The sequence below is a fragment of the Pelomonas nitida genome (genome assembly GCF_043555975.1).
Taxonomy (GTDB): Bacteria; Pseudomonadota; Gammaproteobacteria; order Burkholderiales; family Burkholderiaceae_C; genus Pelomonas; species Pelomonas nitida.
Genome location: NZ_JBIGIA010000032.1, coordinates 1 through 19,580, shown reverse-complemented (window position 1 = coordinate 19,580; position 19,580 = coordinate 1). Strand labels below are relative to the sequence as shown.

General features: G+C 66.6%; 23 protein-coding genes and 1 pseudogene. 16 read left to right on the top strand and 8 right to left on the bottom strand.

Annotated features, from left to right (window positions below):
• Both ACG00X_RS23590 and ACG00X_RS23585 read left to right on the top strand, forming a co-directional pair.
• Positions 1-115: pseudogene (locus ACG00X_RS23590) on the top strand (IS5/IS1182 family transposase); the annotation flags it as partial.
• Positions 116-291: 176 nt separating this feature from the next.
• Positions 292-804 carry a CAP domain-containing protein gene (locus tag ACG00X_RS23585; RefSeq protein ID WP_394492216.1) on the top strand — a complete coding sequence of 171 codons (513 nt, stop codon included), beginning with the start codon at positions 292-294 and terminating at the stop codon, positions 802-804.
• Positions 805-857: 53 nt separating this feature from the next.
• On the opposite strand, the gene ACG00X_RS23580 is transcribed toward ACG00X_RS23585, so the two are convergent.
• Genes ACG00X_RS23580 through ACG00X_RS23560 form a run of 5 tightly spaced genes read right to left on the bottom strand, consistent with a single transcriptional unit; the run spans position 858 to position 5,106 of the window.
• Entirely contained in the window at positions 858-1,511 is a 654-nt protein-coding gene (locus tag ACG00X_RS23580) for a response regulator (RefSeq protein ID WP_394492214.1), read from the bottom strand.
• Complete coding sequence (locus ACG00X_RS23575) at positions 1,502-2,713, bottom strand: sensor histidine kinase (RefSeq protein WP_394492212.1); 1,212 nt, start codon at positions 2,711-2,713, stop codon at positions 1,502-1,504. The genes ACG00X_RS23580 and ACG00X_RS23575 overlap by 10 nt, the downstream gene beginning before the upstream one ends.
• Before the next feature lie 50 nt (positions 2,714-2,763).
• Positions 2,764-3,885: a tRNA 2-thiouridine(34) synthase MnmA gene (mnmA, locus tag ACG00X_RS23570; protein ID WP_394492210.1), complete on the bottom strand. Its 1,122-nt coding sequence runs from the start codon at positions 3,883-3,885 to the stop codon at positions 2,764-2,766.
• A gap of 25 nt (positions 3,886-3,910) precedes the next feature.
• Positions 3,911-4,606, bottom strand: coding sequence for a 2OG-Fe(II) oxygenase (locus ACG00X_RS23565; RefSeq protein ID WP_394492208.1), 696 nt, complete (start codon positions 4,604-4,606; stop codon positions 3,911-3,913).
• On the bottom strand, positions 4,603-5,106 hold the full coding sequence (locus ACG00X_RS23560) for an NUDIX hydrolase (protein WP_394492206.1): 504 nt from the start codon (positions 5,104-5,106) through the stop codon (positions 4,603-4,605). The genes ACG00X_RS23565 and ACG00X_RS23560 overlap by 4 nt, the downstream gene beginning before the upstream one ends.
• Before the next feature lie 83 nt (positions 5,107-5,189).
• Between ACG00X_RS23560 and ACG00X_RS23555 the strand changes: the two genes are divergently transcribed.
• The 6 genes from ACG00X_RS23555 to ACG00X_RS23530 all read left to right on the top strand — a co-directional run bounded on the left by ACG00X_RS23555 (position 5,190) and on the right by ACG00X_RS23530 (position 10,644).
• Positions 5,190-6,305, top strand: a complete 1,116-nt coding sequence (locus ACG00X_RS23555; protein ID WP_394492204.1) for a Re/Si-specific NAD(P)(+) transhydrogenase subunit alpha — start codon at positions 5,190-5,192, stop codon at positions 6,303-6,305.
• Between the two features lie 2 nt (positions 6,306-6,307).
• Positions 6,308-6,625, top strand: coding sequence for an NAD(P) transhydrogenase subunit alpha part 2 (locus ACG00X_RS23550; RefSeq protein WP_394492202.1), 318 nt, complete (start codon positions 6,308-6,310; stop codon positions 6,623-6,625).
• The gene (locus ACG00X_RS23545; protein ID WP_394492200.1) at positions 6,625-6,849 is read left to right on the top strand and encodes a hypothetical protein; all 225 of its coding nucleotides are present in this window, start codon (positions 6,625-6,627) and stop codon (positions 6,847-6,849) included. Before ACG00X_RS23550 ends, ACG00X_RS23545 begins: the two co-directional genes overlap by 1 nt.
• Positions 6,846-8,321, top strand: coding sequence for an NAD(P)(+) transhydrogenase (Re/Si-specific) subunit beta (locus ACG00X_RS23540; RefSeq protein WP_394492198.1), 1,476 nt, complete (start codon positions 6,846-6,848; stop codon positions 8,319-8,321). Before ACG00X_RS23545 ends, ACG00X_RS23540 begins: the two co-directional genes overlap by 4 nt.
• Before the next feature lie 103 nt (positions 8,322-8,424).
• Entirely contained in the window at positions 8,425-10,098 is a 1,674-nt protein-coding gene (locus ACG00X_RS23535; protein ID WP_394492196.1) for a long-chain-fatty-acid--CoA ligase, read from the top strand.
• Between the two features lie 72 nt (positions 10,099-10,170).
• Positions 10,171-10,644, top strand: a complete 474-nt coding sequence (locus tag ACG00X_RS23530) for a hypothetical protein (protein WP_394492194.1) — start codon at positions 10,171-10,173, stop codon at positions 10,642-10,644.
• A gap of 10 nt (positions 10,645-10,654) precedes the next feature.
• On the opposite strand, the gene ACG00X_RS23525 is transcribed toward ACG00X_RS23530, so the two are convergent.
• The gene (locus ACG00X_RS23525) at positions 10,655-11,185 is read right to left on the bottom strand and encodes a thymidine kinase (RefSeq protein ID WP_394492192.1); all 531 of its coding nucleotides are present in this window, start codon (positions 11,183-11,185) and stop codon (positions 10,655-10,657) included.
• Between the two features lie 159 nt (positions 11,186-11,344).
• Positions 11,345-11,668, bottom strand: coding sequence for a helix-turn-helix domain-containing protein (locus ACG00X_RS23520; protein ID WP_394492218.1), 324 nt, complete (start codon positions 11,666-11,668; stop codon positions 11,345-11,347).
• A 215-nt stretch (positions 11,669-11,883) separates the two neighbouring features.
• On the opposite strand from ACG00X_RS23520, the gene ACG00X_RS23515 reads away from it, so the two are divergent.
• The 5 genes from ACG00X_RS23515 to ACG00X_RS23495 all read left to right on the top strand — a co-directional run bounded on the left by ACG00X_RS23515 (position 11,884) and on the right by ACG00X_RS23495 (position 15,628).
• Positions 11,884-12,237 (top strand): hypothetical protein, encoded by a 354-nt coding sequence (locus ACG00X_RS23515; protein ID WP_394492190.1) that lies wholly within the window; start codon positions 11,884-11,886, stop codon positions 12,235-12,237.
• Positions 12,238-12,273: 36 nt separating this feature from the next.
• Positions 12,274-12,789: a hypothetical protein gene (locus tag ACG00X_RS23510; protein WP_394492188.1), complete on the top strand. Its 516-nt coding sequence runs from the start codon at positions 12,274-12,276 to the stop codon at positions 12,787-12,789.
• Positions 12,786-13,919, top strand: a complete 1,134-nt coding sequence (locus ACG00X_RS23505; protein WP_394492186.1) for an NIF family HAD-type phosphatase — start codon at positions 12,786-12,788, stop codon at positions 13,917-13,919. The genes ACG00X_RS23510 and ACG00X_RS23505 overlap by 4 nt, the downstream gene beginning before the upstream one ends.
• A 214-nt stretch (positions 13,920-14,133) precedes the next feature.
• The gene (locus ACG00X_RS23500) at positions 14,134-14,409 is read left to right on the top strand and encodes a hypothetical protein (protein WP_394492184.1); all 276 of its coding nucleotides are present in this window, start codon (positions 14,134-14,136) and stop codon (positions 14,407-14,409) included.
• Positions 14,410-14,521: 112 nt separating this feature from the next.
• Positions 14,522-15,628, top strand: a complete 1,107-nt coding sequence (locus tag ACG00X_RS23495) for an MBL fold metallo-hydrolase (protein WP_394492182.1) — start codon at positions 14,522-14,524, stop codon at positions 15,626-15,628.
• Positions 15,629-15,687: 59 nt separating this feature from the next.
• Here the strand turns inward: ACG00X_RS23495 and ACG00X_RS23490 are convergent, their stop codons facing one another.
• Entirely contained in the window at positions 15,688-16,581 is an 894-nt protein-coding gene (locus tag ACG00X_RS23490) for a LysR family transcriptional regulator (protein WP_394492180.1), read from the bottom strand.
• A gap of 253 nt (positions 16,582-16,834) precedes the next feature.
• On the opposite strand from ACG00X_RS23490, the gene ACG00X_RS23485 reads away from it, so the two are divergent.
• From ACG00X_RS23485 to ACG00X_RS23475, 3 genes are all read left to right on the top strand, one after another.
• Positions 16,835-17,959 carry an alpha/beta hydrolase gene (locus ACG00X_RS23485; RefSeq protein WP_394492178.1) on the top strand — a complete coding sequence of 375 codons (1,125 nt, stop codon included), beginning with the start codon at positions 16,835-16,837 and terminating at the stop codon, positions 17,957-17,959.
• A complete protein-coding gene (locus ACG00X_RS23480) occupies positions 17,956-18,639 on the top strand; it encodes a putative quinol monooxygenase (RefSeq protein ID WP_394492176.1) in 684 nt (227 codons plus the stop codon). The genes ACG00X_RS23485 and ACG00X_RS23480 overlap by 4 nt, the downstream gene beginning before the upstream one ends.
• 188 nt (positions 18,640-18,827) lie before the next feature.
• Positions 18,828-19,487 (top strand): MFS transporter, encoded by a 660-nt coding sequence (locus ACG00X_RS23475; RefSeq protein WP_394492174.1) that lies wholly within the window; start codon positions 18,828-18,830, stop codon positions 19,485-19,487.
• Positions 19,488-19,580: the final 93 nt, after the last annotated feature.

Genomic DNA, 19,580 nt, shown 5'->3' with positions numbered 1-19,580 from the left:
GGCCGCGTTTGGCAAGCTGCGCATCCGGTTTGAGCGCGCCGTCGAGACTCATGTGGCGCTGTTGAGCTTGGCCTGCTGCGTCATCTGTTGTCGCGCCTTGCCGGAATTTTGTTAGCGGCTCTTAGTCCAGCGAATCAGTGAAATCGGTGGTGCGCAGGGGGCAGGCCGGGCTGGTGGCAGGGCGCAGCGCTTGCCGGGTGCCTACACGCCTGCGCGCTTGCGCCTTGATTGCCGCTGGCCAGGGGCTCACGCACCACCAATTTCACTGATTCGCTGGACTAGCATGCGCCCATGCATTTTTTCTGGTCGATCGCTCTGCTCAGTCTGGCCGGTATGGCCGCGGCCGCCCCAGGCACCGATTGCCGCCCCGACGCCGAGACGGCGGCACGGCTGCTGAATGCAACGCGCGGCCGGGTGCAGGTTTGCGGCGGCCACAGCTGGCCGGCCGCCAAGGCCTTGCGCTGGCAGGCCTTGCTGGACGAATCATCGCGGCGCTATGCGCTGGAACTGGCCGCGCGTGATCGGCTGGACCACATCGGCGCCAACGGCGCCACGCTGCGCACGCGGCTGCATGAGGTGGGGTACGTGATGCGGGTCTCGGGCGAGAACCTGGCCGGCGGGCCGGAGTCTTTCGACGAGGCGCTGGCCCATTGGCTGGCCAGCCCGACGCATTGCGAAAACCTGATGGCGGCCGACTTCGAGGACTTCGGGCTGGCCTGCGTGACCGGCCCGGGCCGGCTGCAGCGCTACTGGGTGCTGCAGATGGCCACCCCGCAAGCCTCACGCCCGGCCGAGCCGCGCTGAACGCCGACTCGACCAAGGCGGTGCGGCCTGCGAGCGGACCGGCGCTCGGCCGGCTAGATCCAGCCGAGATCGATCGCCCGCAGCACCGCCTGCGTGCGGTCGCGCACGCCCATCTTGGAGAAGATGGCCGAGCAGTGGTTCTTGATGACGCCTTCGCTGTTGCCCAGCAGGCTGGCGATCTCGGTGTTGCTGCGGCCGCTGGCCACCAGGCGCAGCACCTGCAGCTCCTTGGGCGACAGCGGGTCGGGCTGGTCGGCGGCCGTGAAGGCGCGCTCGCCGCCCTTGGCCTCCATGCGCGTGGTCAGCGAGGGCCGCAGCGCGGTGCCGCCGCCATGCACGTCGCGCAGCGCCTGCACCAGCGTGTCGGGGCTGATGGCCTTCAGCAGAAAACCCTTGGCGCCGGCGCGCGCCGCTTCATCGAACGCATGGGTGTCGTCGAAGGTCGTCAACAGCACGACCGGCAGCCGCAGGCCGCGAGCCGCCAGCGCGCGGATCAGCCCCAGCCCGTCCAGCCGCGGCATGCGCATGTCGGACAGCACCAGGTCGGGCATGCCCTCGGCGGGCGCGGCGGTCAGCCACTCCAGCGCCTCGGCGCCGTCGCTGGCTTCGCCAACCACCTGCAGGTCGTCATGCAGCGCGAGCAGGCCCTTGAGGCCTTCTCGCACCAGTTGCTGGTCCTCCACCAGCAGGATCTTGATCACACCCATCGTGGACATCTCAGCTCGATTCGAAACCCCGGGCTGGTGCGCGTCACACGCATCTGCCCACCCAGTTCGGCCATGCGCTCGGCCATGCCGGACAGACCGTTGCCGGCCCGCCCTTCGTGCCAGCCGGGCGCACCCCGCCCATCATCGTCGATGCTGACCGCAACTTCATCCCCGTCGCCGCGCAGCTCGACCTGCACCCGCCGCGCACCGGCATGGCGCACGCCGTTGGTCACGCCCTCCTGCACGCAGCGCAGCAGCGCGTGGGCCGTGCGGGGGCCGAGGTCGCGCGCGGCCTCGTCCACGGCCAGCTCGATGCGCGTGCTGGCAATGCCTTCTGCCAGCGCCTGCAGCGCCGCCGACAAGTCGATGCGCTGGGAGCTGCGCTGCTCCGACACCGCCGCGCGCACGTCCGCCAGCAACTGCGCCGCCACGCCCTGGGCGCGGTCCAGCGCCTGACCGGCGCCGCCGGCGTCGGCGCGGGCCAGCAGCGCGCCGCCCAGCTGCAGCTGCAGGTTCAGCGCGGTCAGGTGGTGGCCCATCAGGTCGTGCATCTCGCGCGCGATCTGCATGCGTTCGCTGTAGCGCAGTTGTTCGGCCAGCAGATGCTCGCCGGAGAGCTGCTCGGCCAGCACGGCCTGCAGCCAGCGGCGCTTCTCGGCCTCGGCTGCGGCCATGCGCCCCAGCCCGAACGCCAGGCCGTGCAGCGCCAGCATGGAGCTCAGCATGCCGAACTGGTCCAGCCAGGCCGTCTGGGAGGCGTAGACGTAGATGCCGGTGTTCAGCAGCACCTGGGCCGCCGCGAACCCCAGTGCCAGCCGGGCGCGCAGCACCACCGCCGCCATGGCCGTGACGAGGAAGGGCAGGCCCGGCGTCACGCCGAAGGCCAGCAGGTCCACCAGCAGCAGCCAGGCCATGCGGCGGTTCACGGCCACGGCCGCCAGCCCCTGGCGCGCTAGCCGCCACATCAGCGCGACGAAGGTCAGCAGCAGCGCCACGCAGATCAGCAGCAGCGTGCGGTCGTTGGCGTCGCCGCCGAACTGCATCCACAGCCAGGCCACCAGGCCGTCATAGGGTTCGGTGCGCGCGCCCAGCAAGGCCGAGCCGGCGCTGACCAGCTCCATCGCGCAGACCACCAGCGCGGCCAGCCGCAGCACCACGCCGGGTTCGGCAAGGCGGGCCAGCAGGCGGTCAAGGCGATTCATGGGCGGCCATTGTCGTGCGGCCCGGCGGCCGCCTCGGGGTGGGGCGCTCGTCAGCCGGGCAGCGCCTGGGCGATGACGCCACCACCCAGGCACACCTCGCCGTCGTAGACCACAGCGCTCTGGCCGGGCGTGACCGCCCATTGCGGCTCGGGAAAGCGCAGCGTCAACCGGCCGGTGGGGTCGAAACCCAGGTCGCAGGCCGCATCGGCCTGGCGGTAGCGTGTCTTGGCGGCGACCCGGCCGGCGGCCGGCGGGTGGCCGGCGACCCAGCTCAGGTCATCGGCCACCAGCGCCGGGCTCAGCAGCAGCGGGTGGTCGTGGCCTTGCACGGCGATCAGCGTGTTGTTCGGGATGTCCTTGGCCGCCACGAACCAGGGCGCGTGCTCGCCGCCGCCGCGCGGCGTTCCCTTCTCCTTCACGCCGCCGATGCCCAGGCCCTGGCGCTGGCCCAGCGTGTAGAACGACAGGCCCACGTGCTCGCCGAGCTTGCGGCCGCGCTCGTCCTTGATGGGCCCCGGCTGGTGCGACAGGTATTTGTTCAGGAACTCGCGGAACGGCCGCTCGCCGATGAAGCAGATGCCGGTCGAGTCCTTCTTCTTCGCGTTCGGCAGGCCGATCTCGGCGGCGATGCGGCGCACCTCGGTCTTGGGCAGGTGGCCCACGGGGAACATCGCCTTGCTCATCTGCGCCTGGCTGAGCCGGTGCAGGAAGTAGCTCTGGTCCTTCAGCGGGTCCAGGCCTTTGAGCAATTGGAATTCGCCGTCGACCTCGCGCACCCGCGCGTAGTGCCCGGTCGCGATCTTCTCAGCGCCCAGGCGCATCGCGTGGTCCAGGAAGGCCTTGAACTTGATCTCGGCGTTGCACAGCACGTCGGGGTTGGGCGTGCGGCCGGCCTGGTACTCGCGCAGAAAGCTCTCGAAAACGCGGTCCTTGTACTCGGCGGCGAAGTTGACGTGCTCGATCTCGATGCCCAGCACATCAGCCACCGAGGCGGCGTCCAGGAAGTCCTGACGCGTCGAGCAGTACTCGTCGTCGTCATCGTCCTCCCAGTTCTTCATGAAGATGGCGATGACCTCGTGGCCTTGCTGCTTCAGCAGATGGGCGGTGACCGCCGAGTCGACGCCGCCGGACAGGCCGACCACGACGCGATGCTTCTTTGCTCCGGAACTCATGGGGCCGATTGTCCCAAAGCGGCCCTCAGCCCGCGCCGAACAGGTTTTCGGCGCGCTGGTACATCACCCAGCTCGTCGCGATGAACTTGTCGCCGCCCGTGGGCCGGTTGCCGCGGTGCGTGTGCGTGAAGCCGCCCGGCGCGATCAGCAGGCTGCCGGTGCGCGGCGTGATCCGGCGGCCCTGGTAGAGGAACTCGGTCTCGCCGCCGGTGAAGTCGTCGTTCAGGTAGATCGTCCACAGCACGGCACGGTGCAAGGCCTCGCCCTGGTCGAGCCGCGGGTACTGCTCGCAGTGCCAGTAGGGGTAGCCGCCCTGGTTGGCCACATAGCGCTGCAGATTGATGGCGCCGGGGCGAAAGACCTTGGCGATCAGCCCCATCAGGTGTTCGTCGCCGAGGCCTGCCACGCCGTCGGCATCCAGCAGCGCCAGGCTGCCGTCAGGGCGCTGCATCTGCAGCTTCAGCGGCGCCAGCGCCAGGTGGGCGTAGCGCCGCAGGTACTGCTTGAAGCCGCGGATGACGGCATCGTTGAGCAGCGCGCAGGCGTCGGCCCACTCGGCGTGGCGGCTGACGGCGATGTCCCAACTGTCCTTCAGGCTCACGTCCACGCCGCTGCCGGTCTCGCCGCGCTGGGCATGCGGGCTGGCCCGAAAGCGCTCGACGAGGGCGCGGCAGGCGTCGGGGCTCAGCGCGCCGTCGTAGACCTCGATGAAATCCGTCATGCGCTGCCCTTGACCCACGGCGACTGCAGCGAGCCGTGCGCGAACACGGTGTCCAGCGGCAGACGCCGCCCCGCTGCATGGTCCTGCACGCATTGCAGCACCAGCGGGCTGCGGTGCCGCTCGGCGCAGGCGGCAATCTCGTCGAGCGTGAGCCACAGCGTGCGGTGGATGCCGGTGTCGAGCGCGCGGCCGGCGATGGCGTCGCCCACCGAGCCGCTGTAGGCCAGGCGCACATAGGTCACATCCTCGCCGCGCGCCGGCCGCAGGAAGCGCGCGAGGTAGACGCCCAGGAAGGCCTCGGGCACGAAATGGCGGGCCGTCTCTTCCAGCGCCTCGCGCACCACGGCCTGCAGCGGGCTTTCGCCCTGCTCCACATGGCCGGCCGGGTTGTTCAGCATCAGGCCTTCGCCGGTTTCCTCCTCGACGAGCAGGTAGCGGCCCTCGCGCTCCACCACGGCGGCGACCGTGACGCTGGGGCGAAATCTTTCTGTGGCTGCCATGAAACCTCCTCTCGAATTCCCGCACTGGCGCACAGCAACCATTGTGTAAGCTGGCGCGACCCCCTGCCCCGAAAGGAGCCTCCATGCAGATCGGCGTCCCGCGCGAGCGCGCGGCCGGAGAGACCCGCGTGGCCGTCACGCCCGAGACGGCCAAGAAGCTGAAGGCCGCCGGCCACACGCTGCGCATCGAGGCCGGCGCCGGCCTGGCGGCGAGCGCGCCGGACTCAGCCTACGAGGCCGTGGGCTGCGAGATCGTCGACCAGGCTGGGGCGCTGGGCAGCGCGCTGGTGCTGAAGGTGCGCGCACCGGCAGGCGACGAACTGGCGCTGATGAAGCCGGGCACCGCGCTGGTGGGCATGCTCAACCCCTTCGACCGCGACGGCATGGCTGCGCTGGCCGCAGCCGGGTTGACCAGCTTCGCGCTGGAGGCCGCGCCCCGCACGACCCGCGCGCAGAGCATGGACGTGCTGAGCAGCCAGGCCAACATCGCGGGCTACAAGGCCGTGATGATCGCGGCCGACAAATACCAGCGCTTTTTCCCGATGCTGATGACCGCCGCCGGCACGGTGAAGGCAGCGCGCGTCGTCGTGCTGGGCGTGGGTGTGGCGGGGCTGCAGGCCATCGCGACCGCCAAGCGGCTGGGCGCCGTCATCGAGGCCAGCGACGTGCGGCCCAGCGTGAAGGAGCAGGTCGAGTCGCTCGGCGCCAGGTTCATCGACGTGCCTTACGAGACGGCCGAGGAGAAGGAGGCGGCCGAGGGCGTGGGCGGCTATGCGCGGCCCATGCCGCAAAGCTGGCTGGAGCGGCAGAAGGCGGAGGTGGCCAAGCGCGTGGCGGCGGCCGACGTCGTCATCACGACGGCGCTGATCCCTGGCCGCGCGGCGCCGGTGCTGGTCACCGAGGACATGGTCAAGGCGATGAAGCCGGGTTCGGTCATTGTGGACATCGCCGCCCCGGCGGGCGGCAACTGCCCACTGACCGAGGCCGGCAGGACGGTCACCCAGCACGGCGTCGTCATCGTCGGCGAGACCAACCTGCCGGCGCTGGTGGCGGCCGATGCGTCGGCGCTGTATGCGCGCAACGTGCTGGACTTCCTCAAGCTCGTCCTCACCCAGGAGGGCGAGCTCACCGTGCCGCTGGATGACGACATCGTCGCGGCCTGCCGCGTGACCCAAGACGGACAAGTGACGAGGAGCTGACCGTGGAAGTTGTGGACCACACCATCATCAACCTGATCATCTTCGTGCTGGCCATCTACGTGGGCTACCACGTCGTCTGGACGGTGACGCCTGCGCTGCACACGCCGCTGATGGCGGTGACGAACGCGATCTCGGCCATCGTCATCGTCGGCGCCATGCTGGCCGCGGCGCTGACCGAGACGCCGCTGGCCAAGGGCATGGGCGTCGTGGCGGTGGCGCTGGCGGCGGTGAACATCTTCGGCGGCTTCCTCGTCACGCGCCGCATGCTGGAGATGTTCAAAAAGAAGGACAAACCGGCCGCCAAGAAGGAGGGCAAGTGATGAACCAAGCAGCCAAGTCGGGCCTGAGGGCCTTCGCGTGGGTGTGGCTGGTGAGTGAGTCGCTGATGATCGGCGCCTTTGCGGCGGCGACGGCTGGCGCTGCTGCCGGCCCCATGGCTGGCGTCATGGCTGCGGCGGTCGTGCTGGCGGTCTGGTGGCTGGCCATCAGGCGCAGCAGCGTCATGAAGCTGTTGAAGCGCGATGCCCTGGGAGGCCGGGCATGAGCATGAACCTCGTCACGCTGCTGTATCTGATCGCCAGCGTCTGCTTCATCCAGTCGCTCAAGGGCTTGTCGCACCCGACGACTTCCATCCGCGGCAACATCTTCGGCATGGCCGGCATGGCCATCGCGGTGCTGACGACCGCGGCGCTGGTCGTCAAGCTGGCGGGTTCGGGCACGGGGCTGCTGTGGGTGCTGCTGGGCCTGGTCGTGGGCGGTGGCTTCGGCGCCTGGAAGGCGCGAACGGTCGAGATGACCAAGATGCCCGAGCTGGTGGCGTTCTTCCACAGCATGATCGGCCTGGCCGCGGTGGCGATCGCGGTGGCGGCCGTTGTGGAGCCGGCGGCATTCGGCATCACGCCGGCGCTGGATGCGGCGCTGGCCGCCATCGGCCCCGAGGACGGCGTGGCGCCGCGCACGCTGGCCCCCATCCCGCCCGGCAACCGGCTGGAGCTGGCGCTGGGCGCCTTCATCGGCGCGGTCACCTTCACCGGCTCGGTCATCGCCTGGGGCAAGCTGTCCGGCGGCTCGAAGTTCCGGCTCTTTCAAGGTGCGCCGGTCGTGTTCGGTGGGCAGCACCTGCTGAACCTGCTGCTGGGTGTGGCGGCGCTAGCGTTCTGCGCGATGTTCTTCGCCACACAGTCGGCGCTGGCCTTCGCCATCGTCGTCGCGCTGGGCTTCGTGCTGGGTGTGACGCTGATCATCCCCATCGGCGGCGCCGACATGCCCGTCGTGGTCAGCATGCTGAACAGTTATTCCGGCTGGGCGGCGGCGGGCATCGGCTTTTCGCTGAACAACCCGATGCTGATCATTGCCGGCAGCCTGGTGGGCAGTTCGGGTGCCATCCTGAGCTACATCATGTGCAAGGCGATGAACCGCTCGTTCTTCAACGTGATCTTGGGCGGGTTCGGTGGCGACGCCACGGCCACCGCCGCTGGCGCCACGGCGCAGCGCAACGTCAAGAGCGGCAGCGCCGACGATGCCGCCTTCGTCATGGGCAATGCCGAGAGCGTCATCATCGTGCCGGGCTACGGCCTGGCGGTGGCGCGCGCGCAGCACGCGGTCAAGGAACTGGCCGCCAAGCTCACGGAGAAGGGCGTGACGGTGAAGTACGCCATCCACCCGGTGGCCGGCCGCATGCCGGGCCACATGAACGTGTTGCTCGCCGAGGCCGAGGTGCCCTACGACCAGGTCTTCGAGATGGAGGACATCAACGCCGAGTTCGGCCAGGCCGACGTGGCCATCATCCTTGGCGCCAACGACGTCGTGAACCCGGCCGCGCACGTGAAGGGCAGCCCCATCTACGGCATGCCGATCCTGGAGGCCTACAAGGCCAAGACCGTCATCGTCAACAAGCGTTCCATGGCGGCGGGCTACGCGGGCCTGGACAACGAGCTGTTCTACATGGACAAGACCATGATGGTCTTCGGCGATGCGAAGAAGGTCGTCGAGGACATGCTCAAAGCGGTTGAATGAGCCCGGGCGGCCGGCTCCCGGGGTGTATCGAATCCCCTGACCCGTCCCTTGTCAGCCATCGGTCAGAATGCTCCGCCAAGCAAAGTACTACGGAGACAGGGCCATGGAGCCGATCTGGCTGAAGCAATACCCGGCCGAGGTGCCGCGTGACGTGAACGTCGCGCTGTATCCGAGCCTCGTCGATCTGCTCGACACCTCGTTCAAGAAGAACGCCGACAAGACCGCCTACCTGATGATGGGCAAGCGCATCAGCTTCGGCGAGGTGGACGAGGCGTCGCGCGCGCTGGCGGCCTATCTGCAGAGCCTGGGCCTGGAGAAGGGCGACCGGGTGGCGCTCATGATGCCCAACGTGTTCCAGTACCCGGTGGCCGTGGCGGCTGTGCTGCGGGCCGGGTATGTGGTGGTCAACGTGAACCCGCTCTACACGCCGCGCGAGCTGGAGCACCAGCTGAAGGATTCGGGGGCCAAGGCTATCGTCATCCTCGAGAACTTCGCCTCGGTGCTGCAGCAGGTCGTCAAGAACGTGCCGACCCAGCGCATCGTCATCACGGCCATGGGCGACATGCTGGGCCTGCTCAAGGGCGCCATCGTGAACTACGTGGTGCGCAACGTGAAGAAGATGGTGCCGGCTTTCGACCTGCCGGGCGCCGTGCGCTTCAACGAGGCGGTCGCCAAGGGCCGCAGCCTCAGCTGCAAGGCGCCTCAGCTGGGTCCGGACGACATTGCCGTGCTGCAGTACACCGGTGGCACGACCGGCGTGTCCAAGGGGGCCGTGCTGCTGCACCGCAACCTCGTCGCCAACATCCTGCAAAACGAAGCCTGGTATCAGCCGGCCTTGAAGAAGGTGCCGGCCGGTGAACAGATCGTCACGATCTGCGCGCTGCCGCTGTATCACATCTTCGGTTTCAACGCGAACATGATGCTGTCGATGCACATGGGCGGCGCCAACGTGCTGATCCCCAATCCGCGTGATCTGCCAGCCATGTTCAAGGAGCTCAAGGGCCACCGTTTCCACAGCTTCCCGGCGGTGAACACGCTGTTCATGGCGATGGCCAACCACAAGGACTTCGGCACCGTCGACTGGAGTCGGCTGGTCATCTCGGTGGGCGGTGGCATGGCCGTCATGCAGGCGACGGCCAAGCTCTGGCTGGAGAAGACCGGCTGCTCCATCGTCGAGGGCTACGGCCTGTCTGAAACCTCGCCCACGGCCACCTGCAACCCGGCGGACAGCAGCAGCTACAGCGGCACGATCGGCCTGCCGCTGCCGCTGACCGAGTTGCGTTTGATCGACGACGAAGGTGTTGAGGTGCCGATGGGGCAGCCGGGCGAGATCGCCATCAAGGGCCCGCAGGTCATGGCCGGCTATTGGCAGCGCCCCGACGAGACCGCCAAGGTCATGACGCCCGACGGCTTCTTCCGCACCGGTGACATTGGCACCGTCGACGAGCGTGGTTATTTCAAGATCGTCGACCGCAAGAAGGACATGATCCTGGTCAGCGGCTTCAATGTGTATCCGAACGAGGTCGAGGATGTGCTGACCCAGATGCCCGGCGTGCTGGAGTGCGCGGCCGTCGGCGTGCCGGATGCCAAGGCGGGCGAAGCGGTCAAGGTGGTCATCGTGAAGAAGGACCCCAACGTCAGCGAGGCCGATGTCCGGTCGTACTGCGAACTGAACCTGACTGGCTACAAACGCCCCAAGATCGTCGAATTCCGCACCGATCTTCCCAAGACGCCCGTGGGCAAGGTCTTGCGCCGCGAGCTGCGGGACAAGGCCTGATCACCCATCGCGCGCGAGCTGGCTCGCGCGCTGTTGTGCCGCTTCCGCTGAAGGGGGGACACCCTGCCCGATTTGACGTATTCCAAGACCGATGCCGGGCGCGCCGAGATTCGCGCCAAGGGCCTGCCGTTGTCGCGCGCAGCGCGCAACCTGCTGCTGGTGCTGGACGCCAGCAAGCCGGCCGCCGAATGGTTGCGCCTGGTGGTCGGCGCTACCGCCGAAGACCTGCAGGCGCTGCGTGAGCATGGCCTCGTGGCCCCGCCGGGCGGCACGGGCGCGCCTGTGCACGAGGCCTTGCCCGCAGTGCCGGCCGCCGCATCCGGCGGGTCGCCGTTGCTGGACCGTGCGGCGCTCTACGCCTACATGAGCGGCCAGGCGACCAAGTTGCTGGGGCCGTTCAAGGGCTACTCGTTCGCGCTGGATGTCGAGCGCTGCGAGAGCCTTCCCGAACTCCAGGCGCTTGCGCTGCAGTTTGTCGAACGCGTGCAAAAGGCCAAGGGCGACGATGCCGCCGCCAGCGTGCGCGAGGCGCTGGGCCTGCGCTGAGCCTCGCGCCTCAGCCCTGGCGGAAGCAACGCCCGCAGACGGAGCGGTAGCGCGCGTTGCCGCCGATCTCCACCTGGGCGCCTTCGGTCACCTTGCGGTTGCTGGCATCCACGCGCATGTTCATCGTCGCCTTGCGGCCGCAATCGCAGATGGTCTTCATTTCGTCCATCTCGTCGGCCAGCGCCAGCAGCGTGGCTGAACCGGGGAACAGCTCGCCCTGGAAGTCCGTGCGCAGGCCGTAGCAGATGGCTGGCAGGTTGCGCAGGTGGGCCAGTTCGTGCAGCTGCTGCACCTGGTGCTTGGACAGGAACTGCGCTTCGTCGACGAGGATGCAGGCGATGCCGGGGGTGGCGTCGATCAGCGTGATGAAGTCCGTCTGGGCGTCAAACTGCTCCACCTCCCGCTGCGGCCCGAGTCGCGAGGTGACGAAGCCGCGGCCGTAGCGGTCGTCCAGGCGAGCCGTGAAGATGCGGACGCGATGCCCGCGTTCCTCATAGTTATGTGCAACCTGCAGCAGGGCGGTGGATTTGCCGGCGTTCATCGAGGCTCTTACCCCCTAACGGCACATAGTTTTAAGGCCGCTGACCGATCCGTCAGTAGGCTCAACAACTTAGGCTTCAGGCACTCCGCCGGCATACATACATAGGTCTGCAAAGTTCTGGCGTCAAACTCGCCCAACCAGGGCCGCAGCGCCGACCCCTCAGACTACCTTCTTCCGCGGCCGCTTCCCCTTAGCCAGCAACGTCTCCGCTTCCGCGAGCAACTCCGCTCCGGACATCCCCAACGCCCCGGCGATCCTCAACAGCAGGCTCACCGTCGGTTGGCGTTCGCCCCGCTCCAACCGGCCGTAGTAGGAACGATCCACGCCTGCCTTCAAGGAGAAGGCATCTTGCGCGAGGCCAATCGACTCCCTTCGCTGTCTCGCAGCTTGACCCACTGCAGCAGCGACCGCAGGGTCGAAGGATGACCGCTTGCGAGCAGTGTCCGTGGGGGCAGCTTCTGTCGAGTTCACGGCGCACAGCATCGCCAGGGTGTGCCTTTTAGGCCACGGCCTATAGTCCGTTATTGGTACTTTGCCAAGTGCCCCTCGGAAGCGCTTGCCAAGCTCCCGGACCGCCCGCGAGACTGACGGTTCATAAACCGTCAAGGACAGCCATGCTTTCGGCCTGCTGCTCACCGAGCATCAGCGATGCCACGTCGTGCGCGTCATCCTGGCCACGCCTATCCCGCCCCTGGATCGTGACCACCCTGCTGGTAGACGACAAGACGGCCGATGCGTATGCCATCACCTACACAACCGACCAGCCTGATGAGCTCGTCGCCCATGTTGGCGGGCATGCCGGAGCCTTGATCGAGGTGCTGTGCCTCCTGCCCCATGAAGGCCGCTGGACGCCGCGTCGTATCTCGGAGCTATGGACTGGAACGGTCGGGCATGCATCAGTGCTGGTCCTGCGTGAGCAGGAAGGCGAGCTTTTCTGCCCCGAGATGCCGGACTTCCCAATGAACGCAGTGGGCGGACTGCAGCAGCTTCGATCCGTAGTGCGCCCCGAACTCTCGCCGCCATCGCGCGGCCCGGGCGAGCTGCCCACCTAGGCCTCCCTGTAGCCCACGCCACGACACCCATCCAGCATGCAACTCCCTACGCCGACCGACCTTCAAGCCCCTGCCAAGGTTCGCCCCACCGTCCTGGTGCTGGGCCTCGAAGGCACGCTCTACACAGCGTTAGACGGACCGCTTGCTCCACGGCCGTTCCTCTTCGCTTTCCTTGAGGTCTGCCAGGAGCTGTTCGACCGGATCGTGGTGTTCCCGGATGACCTAGAGCGCTTCCGCCGCATTGCCTCGGCGCTGGTCGATACCGGCGCTGCCCCGGCCTGGTTCCTCGATGTGGAGTGCATGTCATGGGATGGCCAGACCCGAGACCTGGCAGCCCTTTGCTTGACCGGCATCCGCCAAGCGTTCGTGATCGACGCCGGCGATCAGCATGTGGCCAGAGGCTGGCCGGTGGAGCGCGAGAAGGTGTCCGGGTTCAGCGGCGCGCGACGGGATGGCGACCTACTGCGCGTCGTCGACTGCCTGCAGTTCGACATTGCCCGGCGCCCCTTCGACCGGAACGGCGCAGCTCAATGTTCCGTGAGCGTGCCGTGACCGAGCAACTGGACAACCCAGGCGTTTGTGTCGCCGGTGCCGACTCGTCGATTGACGTGCTCTACCTGGGCATCGGTGGTGTCCTGCACCCCCGCGAGTCGATGTACCGCTGGACGCGCGGACGAGCTTCGTCCGAGGACGGCCACGAACCGTACGAATGCATCCCGCTGCTCACCGACCTCCTGAACGGCTGGCCCGGGGTGCGGATCGTCCTCACGTCTATCCGGCCGCAGGAGCATCGCCTTCCCGTGATCCTCGAAGCCCTAGGGCCCGGTCTTGCTCCACGCGTCATCGGCAACACGTTCGAGGACCTCACAAGCAAAGCCCGCTTTGGCCAGCTCCAGCGGCATGTCAGCGACCTGGACTACGTGCGGATGAGCAACGCCCTTGTCGTTGAGAAGCACTTGGCGTGGCTGCGCCCACGCGCTTGGGTGGGAGTCGACGCAGAGGCCCGAGGTTGGACCGACAGTGAACTCGCATGCAACGTCGTCATCACGCCACCGTTGAGTGGGCTGATAGATGCCGAGGCCGCCGCGAAGCTTGCAGGCCTGCTGGCTCATCAGTTCGGTCCTCCCATCGAATCGCTGCCTACCGAATGGCCCGGCCGCCGGGCGACGCCCCGTGCCGATCCCTACCTTGCGCGGCGGTTCGCCGCAGCTGCCCGCGCTAAAGGGTCGGCTGTCCCGCGCCCCCGCGTCCTAGCGCTTGGCCTGGAAGGCACGCTCTTCTCAATGGTGGGCGGCGCGTTGGTCGGTCGTCCGCACCTGTTCAGCTTCCTGCAGTCCAGCGTCCAGTTGTTCGAGCGAATCGTGGTGTTTCCCGAGGATCACGACCAGTTCCGTGCAGTGGCAAAGGCCCTTGCCCGTCAAGGCGACGTGCCGGCCTGGTTCCCTCAGGTCGACCGAATCGCCTGGGATGGGAAGGCCAAGAATCTTGAGCGCGCAGGCGTCTTCGAGCTTAGGGAGGCACTGCTTGTCGAAGACAAGCCAGGGTATGTGTTCCCCGGTCAGGAGGAGCAGTGGGTCGGCCTCAACACCTTCGTCGGCTCACAACGTGACCAAGAGCTCGTCCGCGTCTACCAACTCCTTGAGAGCGTTGTGCAGCCCGAACCGGGGAGGGCCGAAGAATGAAGGTCTGCCGCTGCCCGCGTTGCGGAACGGTGCACGAAGCCGCCTCTCCGGCCGTACTCACCGGGGTCGATGAGAAGCTCAAGCATCGGCGCACGCACTGCCGGTTGTGCAGCCTGCGGAGCGAGCACTTCACCCCGCTGCCGGATGAGCCAGACCTTGCGGACGATGAGCTGGGGTACCCGATGGTGGCCGTGCCGTGGCTTGGCAGTGCACCATGAATGAGGTCGAGCTCGCGGCGCGCTTGCGTGCCGCTTTGGCTGCCTCTGGCCGCACGGAGTGGGAGCTTTCCCGGCGAGCCAACGTCAAGCTGGCTCTGGTGGAGGCGGTGCTGGGCGGCACTGGAGCGGTTCCTCTGGCGGCGCTGGTCCGGGTGGCGGCGGCGCTTGAGATGGAGGTCGACTTGGTGCCAGCACAGGCTGCAAGGCGAAACGCCGGTCCTGTGCCCACGGTAGTCGATGCCGCGCTGGAACGGTTGCGGCGAGAAGACTAGGCCGGATGCATCGTGCCCGTCAGGTCACCTTGTGATTCATAAGAGGTGCTCATAGACCCTATCAGTCGCAACCAACCCCAGCCCCACTGGAATCTGCATAGAGTCGAAGGCTATGAAGCGATCCCTCGTCACCGCGCTAGTCGTTTTCGCCGCCTTGTTGGCGGGCGGTTGCGCCTACCTGACTCCGACCCTGGGCCAGATACCCAAGGGCGAACGGCTGGCAGAGGTGGAGCGGTCGCCGCAGCATCGCGATGGGGTGTTTCAGAACGAGGTCGCCTCACCACCGAGGCCTGGCGGCCTGGCCTTCGCCATGGCGGTGATTCGGGGGCGATTCGCCCCGAAGGACCGTCCGACTCCCCCTGTGGCCTTGCCGACGGTCAAGACGGACCTGAAGGCGTTGCCGGCAGGCGAGGACATCGTGGTGTGGTTGGGCCACTCTTCGTACTACGTGCAGGTTGGCGGGAAGCGGCTGCTGGTCGATCCGGTCTTCAGTGACTACGCCGCACCCTTGCCTTGGATGGTGAAGGCCTTCGACGGCACGACCATCTACAGCGTAGATGACATCCCCGACGTGGACGCAGTGCTCATCTCGCACGACCACTACGATCATCTCGACTACGCCAGCATGAAGGCGCTGCTGAATAAGACGCGCGTGGTCATCGCAGGGCTCGGCAACGGGGCGCACCTCGCGCACTGGGGGTACCCGGCCGAGAAGATTCGAGAGGCTGACTGGTACACGAAGCTCGAGATTGCGGAGGGGCTGACGATCCACGTTCTGCCTGCGCAGCACTACTCCGGGCGGTTCATGGACCGCAACAAGGCTTTGTGGGCGAGCTACGCGGTTGAGACCGCGCAGCGCCGGCTCTACTTCAGCGGCGACACGGGTTTCGGCCCTCACTTTGAGCGCATTGCCCAGCGTTTCGAACGATTCGACCTCGTAGCGCTCGACTCGGGTCAGTACAACAAGGAGTGGGCAGACATCCACATGAATCCCGAAGAGGCCTCGAAGGCGGCGGAGATTCTTCGCACGCGGGACCTTCTCACGGCGCATGCCGGTCGCTTCAGCCTGGCACGACACGCTTGGGACGAGCCGTTTGAGCGAGCCGCGGCGGCCAGTGCAGGCAAGCCCTACCGGCTGCTGACGCCGCGCATCGGAGAGCTGGTGTACCTGGACGGGCGGGAACAGCAGTTTTCGCGCTGGTGGGTCGGGCTCGAATGACGCATTCCGGCAGCTCCTGAAATGGGCAGTGGAGCCAACGCCTGAAGCAGCCTCCGACGTCAGCGGCGCAGCTGAAGGGCCGCTAGGACGAGTGAGAAGGCCGGGGACGGCTGCCTTCTGCTCGGGTAGTACAGGTGGTAGCCCGCAAACGGCTGGCACCAGTCTTCCAGTACCCGCACCAAGCGCCCGGACTCAAAGTGCCCACTCAGCTCGTCTTCTGGCAGGAGGATGAGACCCATGCCCGCCAGGGCTGCGTCGAGCTGAGGCGGCACGGTGTTGAAGATGAGCGGTCCATCGACGCGGACATTGACCTTCTTGCCGCGCCGCTCGAAGTCCCAAACGTACAGGCCTCCCGAAGTCGGCATGCGCTGGTTGATGCACTGATGCTCCATCAAGTCATTGGGCGTCTTCGGTGCGGGGTGCCTCCGGAAGTAGTCGGGCGAGCCCGCGACGGCCATTCGCAGAGGCGGGCCGATAGGCACGGCAATCATGTCCTTGTCGATGGTGCTGCCGAGACGCACGCCTGCATCGAATCGGTCGGCGACGATGTCGCGGAAGCCCAAGCTGCAGTCGAACTCGATCTTGATGTCGGGGCATTCGGCGAGGACGGGCATCAGCTTGGGCAGCAAGGTCGAGTGGATCACGTGCTCTCCGCTCGTGATCCTTACCGTGCCCGAAGGCTTCTCCCGCAGGTCCGACAGGGCGTCCAGCTCCGCCTCAATCTCGTCGAACCGATGGCCGATGGAGCTCAAGAGCCGCTCCCCCGCCGCGGTCGGAGCCACGCTACGCGTGGTCCGGGTCAAGAGCCGAATCTCAATGCGCTCCTCCAAGGAGCGGATCGCCTGACTCAACGCCGACTGCGTGACCCCGAGGTATGCAGCCGCCTTCGTGAAGCTGCCTTCACGCGCCACCGTGACGAAGGCAAGAAGGTCGTTGAGGTTGCGTCGCGCCATTGATTCTGCGGGTGAGTTTCCTTGAAAGTTATAATAAGTATAGCGTGATTCAGTAGCAAATCAAAGCACTGGGCTGGCCAGGTCTGTACGTCAATTGATAAGATTAGCTAATAAGCTCGATAACCGTTCATTACCTAGTCAAAGTTATCGTCGATGCCCAGAATCGAACCAAGCAGTGAGGCTGCTAGGGCTTCCCCATCGCAACATCTCCTGTAGCGACCCTCTTTGCCTCGACTTGAATGGAGATTTTGAGATGAACAAACAGAACTCCGGCGACAACAAGGCCGCAACTGACGCCGACCGCCGGGAATTCATGAAGCGCACCGGCGTGATGGTCGCGATGGGCAGCGTTCTTACAACCACGGGCAGCGTCTTTGCTGCCGATACGAAAGCAGGTGCATCCGTGATTAGCGGCGCAGACAACTTCTTCAAGAGCGACAAGCTCAACGTCGAGAGCGTGACCTTCAAGACCCAGTACGGGGTGAAGGTGGGCGCCAATCTGTACACCCCCAAGGGCATGGTCAACGGACGCAAGTACCCCGCCATCGCGGTCAGCCACCCGATGGGCGCGGTCAAGGAACAGAGCGCCAACCTCTACGCACAGAAGCTTGCGGAGCAAGGCTTCGTGACGTTGTCGCTGGACCTCCCGTTCTGGGGAGACAGCGAAGGTGCGCCCCGCCAGGCGGTCTCTCCCGACGTGTACTCGGAAGGCTTCAGCGCGGCTGTGGACTTCCTCGGCACGCGAGCCTTCGTCGACCGTGAGCGTATCGGCGTGCTCGGCGTGTGCGGCAGCGGCAGCTTTGCTGTCAGCGCAGCCAAGATCGACCCCCGCATGAAGGCGGTGGCCACGGTCAGCATGTACGACATGGGCTCGGCCTACCGGAATGGCCTGCAGCACGGCGTCTCCCTGGAGGACCGGAAGAAGCGGATCGCGGAGGCCGCCCTGCAGCGTTACGTCGACTTCACCGGCGGCGAATCCCCCATCCTGGGCCTGCCGCTGACGCTTTCTGCCGATGCCGACCCCATCACCCGCGAGTTCTTCGACTTCTACCGCACCCCGCGCGGCGCCTCGGTGCCGAAGGGCTCGACCCTGGCGAAGACCACCGGCCGGCGCGCCAATGACGAGGTGAAGTTCGCGAACTTCTACCCGTTCAACGACATCGAGACGATTTCGCCGCGCCCCATGCTGTTCATCACCGGTGACGTGGCGCACTCGAAGGAGTTCAGCGAGGACGCCTACAAGCGGGCCGCAGAGCCGAAGGAGCTGTACTACGTCAAGGGTGCTGGCCACGTCGACCTGTACGACCGTGTGACGCTGATTCCCTTCGAGAAGCTCACCGCCTTCTTCACCCAGCACCTGGCGCAGCCGGCAGCATGACCAGCGTGCTGCGGAAGGCTCTGGCGGCGCTCGTCTTGACCGTGGGCGCCTCGATGGCACATGCCGATTCGGTCAACGTGTGCGCCCTGATGCGCCCTCTGCCTGGCAAATCCGAGGAACTGCGGCAAACGCTGCTTGCCTTGGTCGAGCCGACCAGCAAGGAAGCAGGCCACCTGTTCTACCAGGTCTACGGGACCAAGGACGGGGGGCTGTTCCTGCTGGAGGCCTGGCGCTCGCAGGAGGACCTGGATCGCCACATTCAGCAGCCGGCGGTGCAGGAGTTCATCCGCAAGATTCCGAGCCTGGTGGATGGCAGCAACGAGGCGCACTTCGGCCGGATGGTTTCCCCTAAGGGCCAACCGAGCAAGCATGACGCCAGTGCGCCGGGCGTGGTGAACATCTGCAGCATCAAGAAGCCGCGATCTGGCAAGGAAGCGGAACTGCGCCAGGCCTTGCTGTCGCTGGTCGAGCCGACGCGACGCGAAGAGGGGCTCATCTACTACAACGTCTTCGAAGAGGCGGATGGCTCCATCTTCCTGACGGAGGCTTGGCGCAATCGCGAGGCTCTCGAGGAGCACTTCCGCACGCCCTACGTCCGCGCCTTCCGCGACAAGGTCGACAGCCTGGCGGAGCGCAACGAGGTGCACTTCGGCGAGCTGCTGAAGCCTCGCGACAAGTGAACGCCCCACGCAGTTGTCGCTGCGGGCCAGGAGCGGTCTGCGGCTAGCGGCCACCAACGGGTCGTCGGCCTGGTCAACCGCAAGGTTGAGCCAGGTCCTTCTCATCTCACTTCCGAAGCAGGCGTGCCGGGACTCTCCTAGGGCGCCTGCCCGTCTTGCGGCAGGTGCCGCGTTTCGAAGGTTTCTTCATGGCATCAGAACGAGCCGATTCCGTAGCCCGGCATGTCTGGGGCGCTGTGCTGTCCATGTCGCTGTGCGCTTTCGCGCTGGTGGCGAACGAGTTCCTGCCGGTCAGTCTGCTGACACCCATCGCCGCCGAGCTCAGCCTTACTGAGGGGCAGGCCGGCCAGGCTATCGCTGTGTCGGGCATCTTTGCTGTCCTCACCAGCCTCTGGGCGTCGTCCATCACCGCGCGGTTCGACCGCAAGCACGTCATCCTGGCATTTACCGCCACGATGGTCATCTCCGCCGTGCTGGTCGCCATGGCGCCGAACTACACGATCTTCATGCTCGGCCGAGCGCTTCTTGGCGTTGCGGTGGGCGGCTGCTGGTCGATGTCCACGGCCGTGGTGATGCGTATCGTCCCTGAGCACTTCGTGGCGCGCGCGCTCGCTCTGCTCCAAGGGGGCAGCGCGTTGGCGACTGCCGTCGCTGCCCCCCTGGGGAGCTTCCTTGGCGGTTTCATCGGGTGGCGGGGTGCTTTCTCGTGCGTCGTGCCGCTGGCCACCGTCGCGCTCATCTGGCAGGCGTTGACGCTGCCTCGCATGCCCAGCACGCCAGCAAGCGATCAGCCACCCGCAAGCGCGCTAGGGCTTGACCTTGCCCCCGAAAACCGTCTCCCTTGCTGAGTGATTCAATGCAAGCAAGGAGAGTGGGAATGACGAAGCCGAAGGCGGCGCCGAGGGCGCGCTACACGATGGAGTTCAAGCAGGAGGCCGTGC

Bases quoted from the DNA above. Each gene is read 5' to 3' on its own strand.
- ACG00X_RS23585 (WP_394492216.1), top strand. From the start codon at position 292: ATGCATTTTTTCTGGTCGATCGCTCTGCTCAGTCTGGCCGGTATGGCC.
- ACG00X_RS23580 (WP_394492214.1), bottom strand. From the start codon at position 1,511: ATGGGTGTGATCAAGATCCTGCTGGTGGAGGACCAGCAACTGGTGCGA.
- ACG00X_RS23575 (WP_394492212.1), bottom strand. From the start codon at position 2,713: ATGAATCGCCTTGACCGCCTGCTGGCCCGCCTTGCCGAACCCGGCGTG.
- mnmA (WP_394492210.1), bottom strand. From the start codon at position 3,885: ATGAGTTCCGGAGCAAAGAAGCATCGCGTCGTGGTCGGCCTGTCCGGC.
- ACG00X_RS23565 (WP_394492208.1), bottom strand. From the start codon at position 4,606: ATGACGGATTTCATCGAGGTCTACGACGGCGCGCTGAGCCCCGACGCC.
- ACG00X_RS23560 (WP_394492206.1), bottom strand. From the start codon at position 5,106: ATGGCAGCCACAGAAAGATTTCGCCCCAGCGTCACGGTCGCCGCCGTG.
- ACG00X_RS23555 (WP_394492204.1), top strand. From the start codon at position 5,190: ATGCAGATCGGCGTCCCGCGCGAGCGCGCGGCCGGAGAGACCCGCGTG.
- ACG00X_RS23545 (WP_394492200.1), top strand. From the start codon at position 6,625: ATGAACCAAGCAGCCAAGTCGGGCCTGAGGGCCTTCGCGTGGGTGTGG.
- ACG00X_RS23540 (WP_394492198.1), top strand. From the start codon at position 6,846: ATGAGCATGAACCTCGTCACGCTGCTGTATCTGATCGCCAGCGTCTGC.
- ACG00X_RS23535 (WP_394492196.1), top strand. From the start codon at position 8,425: ATGGAGCCGATCTGGCTGAAGCAATACCCGGCCGAGGTGCCGCGTGAC.
- ACG00X_RS23525 (WP_394492192.1), bottom strand. From the start codon at position 11,185: ATGAACGCCGGCAAATCCACCGCCCTGCTGCAGGTTGCACATAACTAT.
- ACG00X_RS23520 (WP_394492218.1), bottom strand. From the start codon at position 11,668: ATGCTGTGCGCCGTGAACTCGACAGAAGCTGCCCCCACGGACACTGCT.
- ACG00X_RS23510 (WP_394492188.1), top strand. From the start codon at position 12,274: ATGCAACTCCCTACGCCGACCGACCTTCAAGCCCCTGCCAAGGTTCGC.
- ACG00X_RS23500 (WP_394492184.1), top strand. From the start codon at position 14,134: ATGAATGAGGTCGAGCTCGCGGCGCGCTTGCGTGCCGCTTTGGCTGCC.
- ACG00X_RS23495 (WP_394492182.1), top strand. From the start codon at position 14,522: ATGAAGCGATCCCTCGTCACCGCGCTAGTCGTTTTCGCCGCCTTGTTG.
- ACG00X_RS23490 (WP_394492180.1), bottom strand. From the start codon at position 16,581: ATGGCGCGACGCAACCTCAACGACCTTCTTGCCTTCGTCACGGTGGCG.
- ACG00X_RS23485 (WP_394492178.1), top strand. From the start codon at position 16,835: ATGAACAAACAGAACTCCGGCGACAACAAGGCCGCAACTGACGCCGAC.
- ACG00X_RS23480 (WP_394492176.1), top strand. From the start codon at position 17,956: ATGACCAGCGTGCTGCGGAAGGCTCTGGCGGCGCTCGTCTTGACCGTG.
- ACG00X_RS23475 (WP_394492174.1), top strand. From the start codon at position 18,828: ATGGCATCAGAACGAGCCGATTCCGTAGCCCGGCATGTCTGGGGCGCT.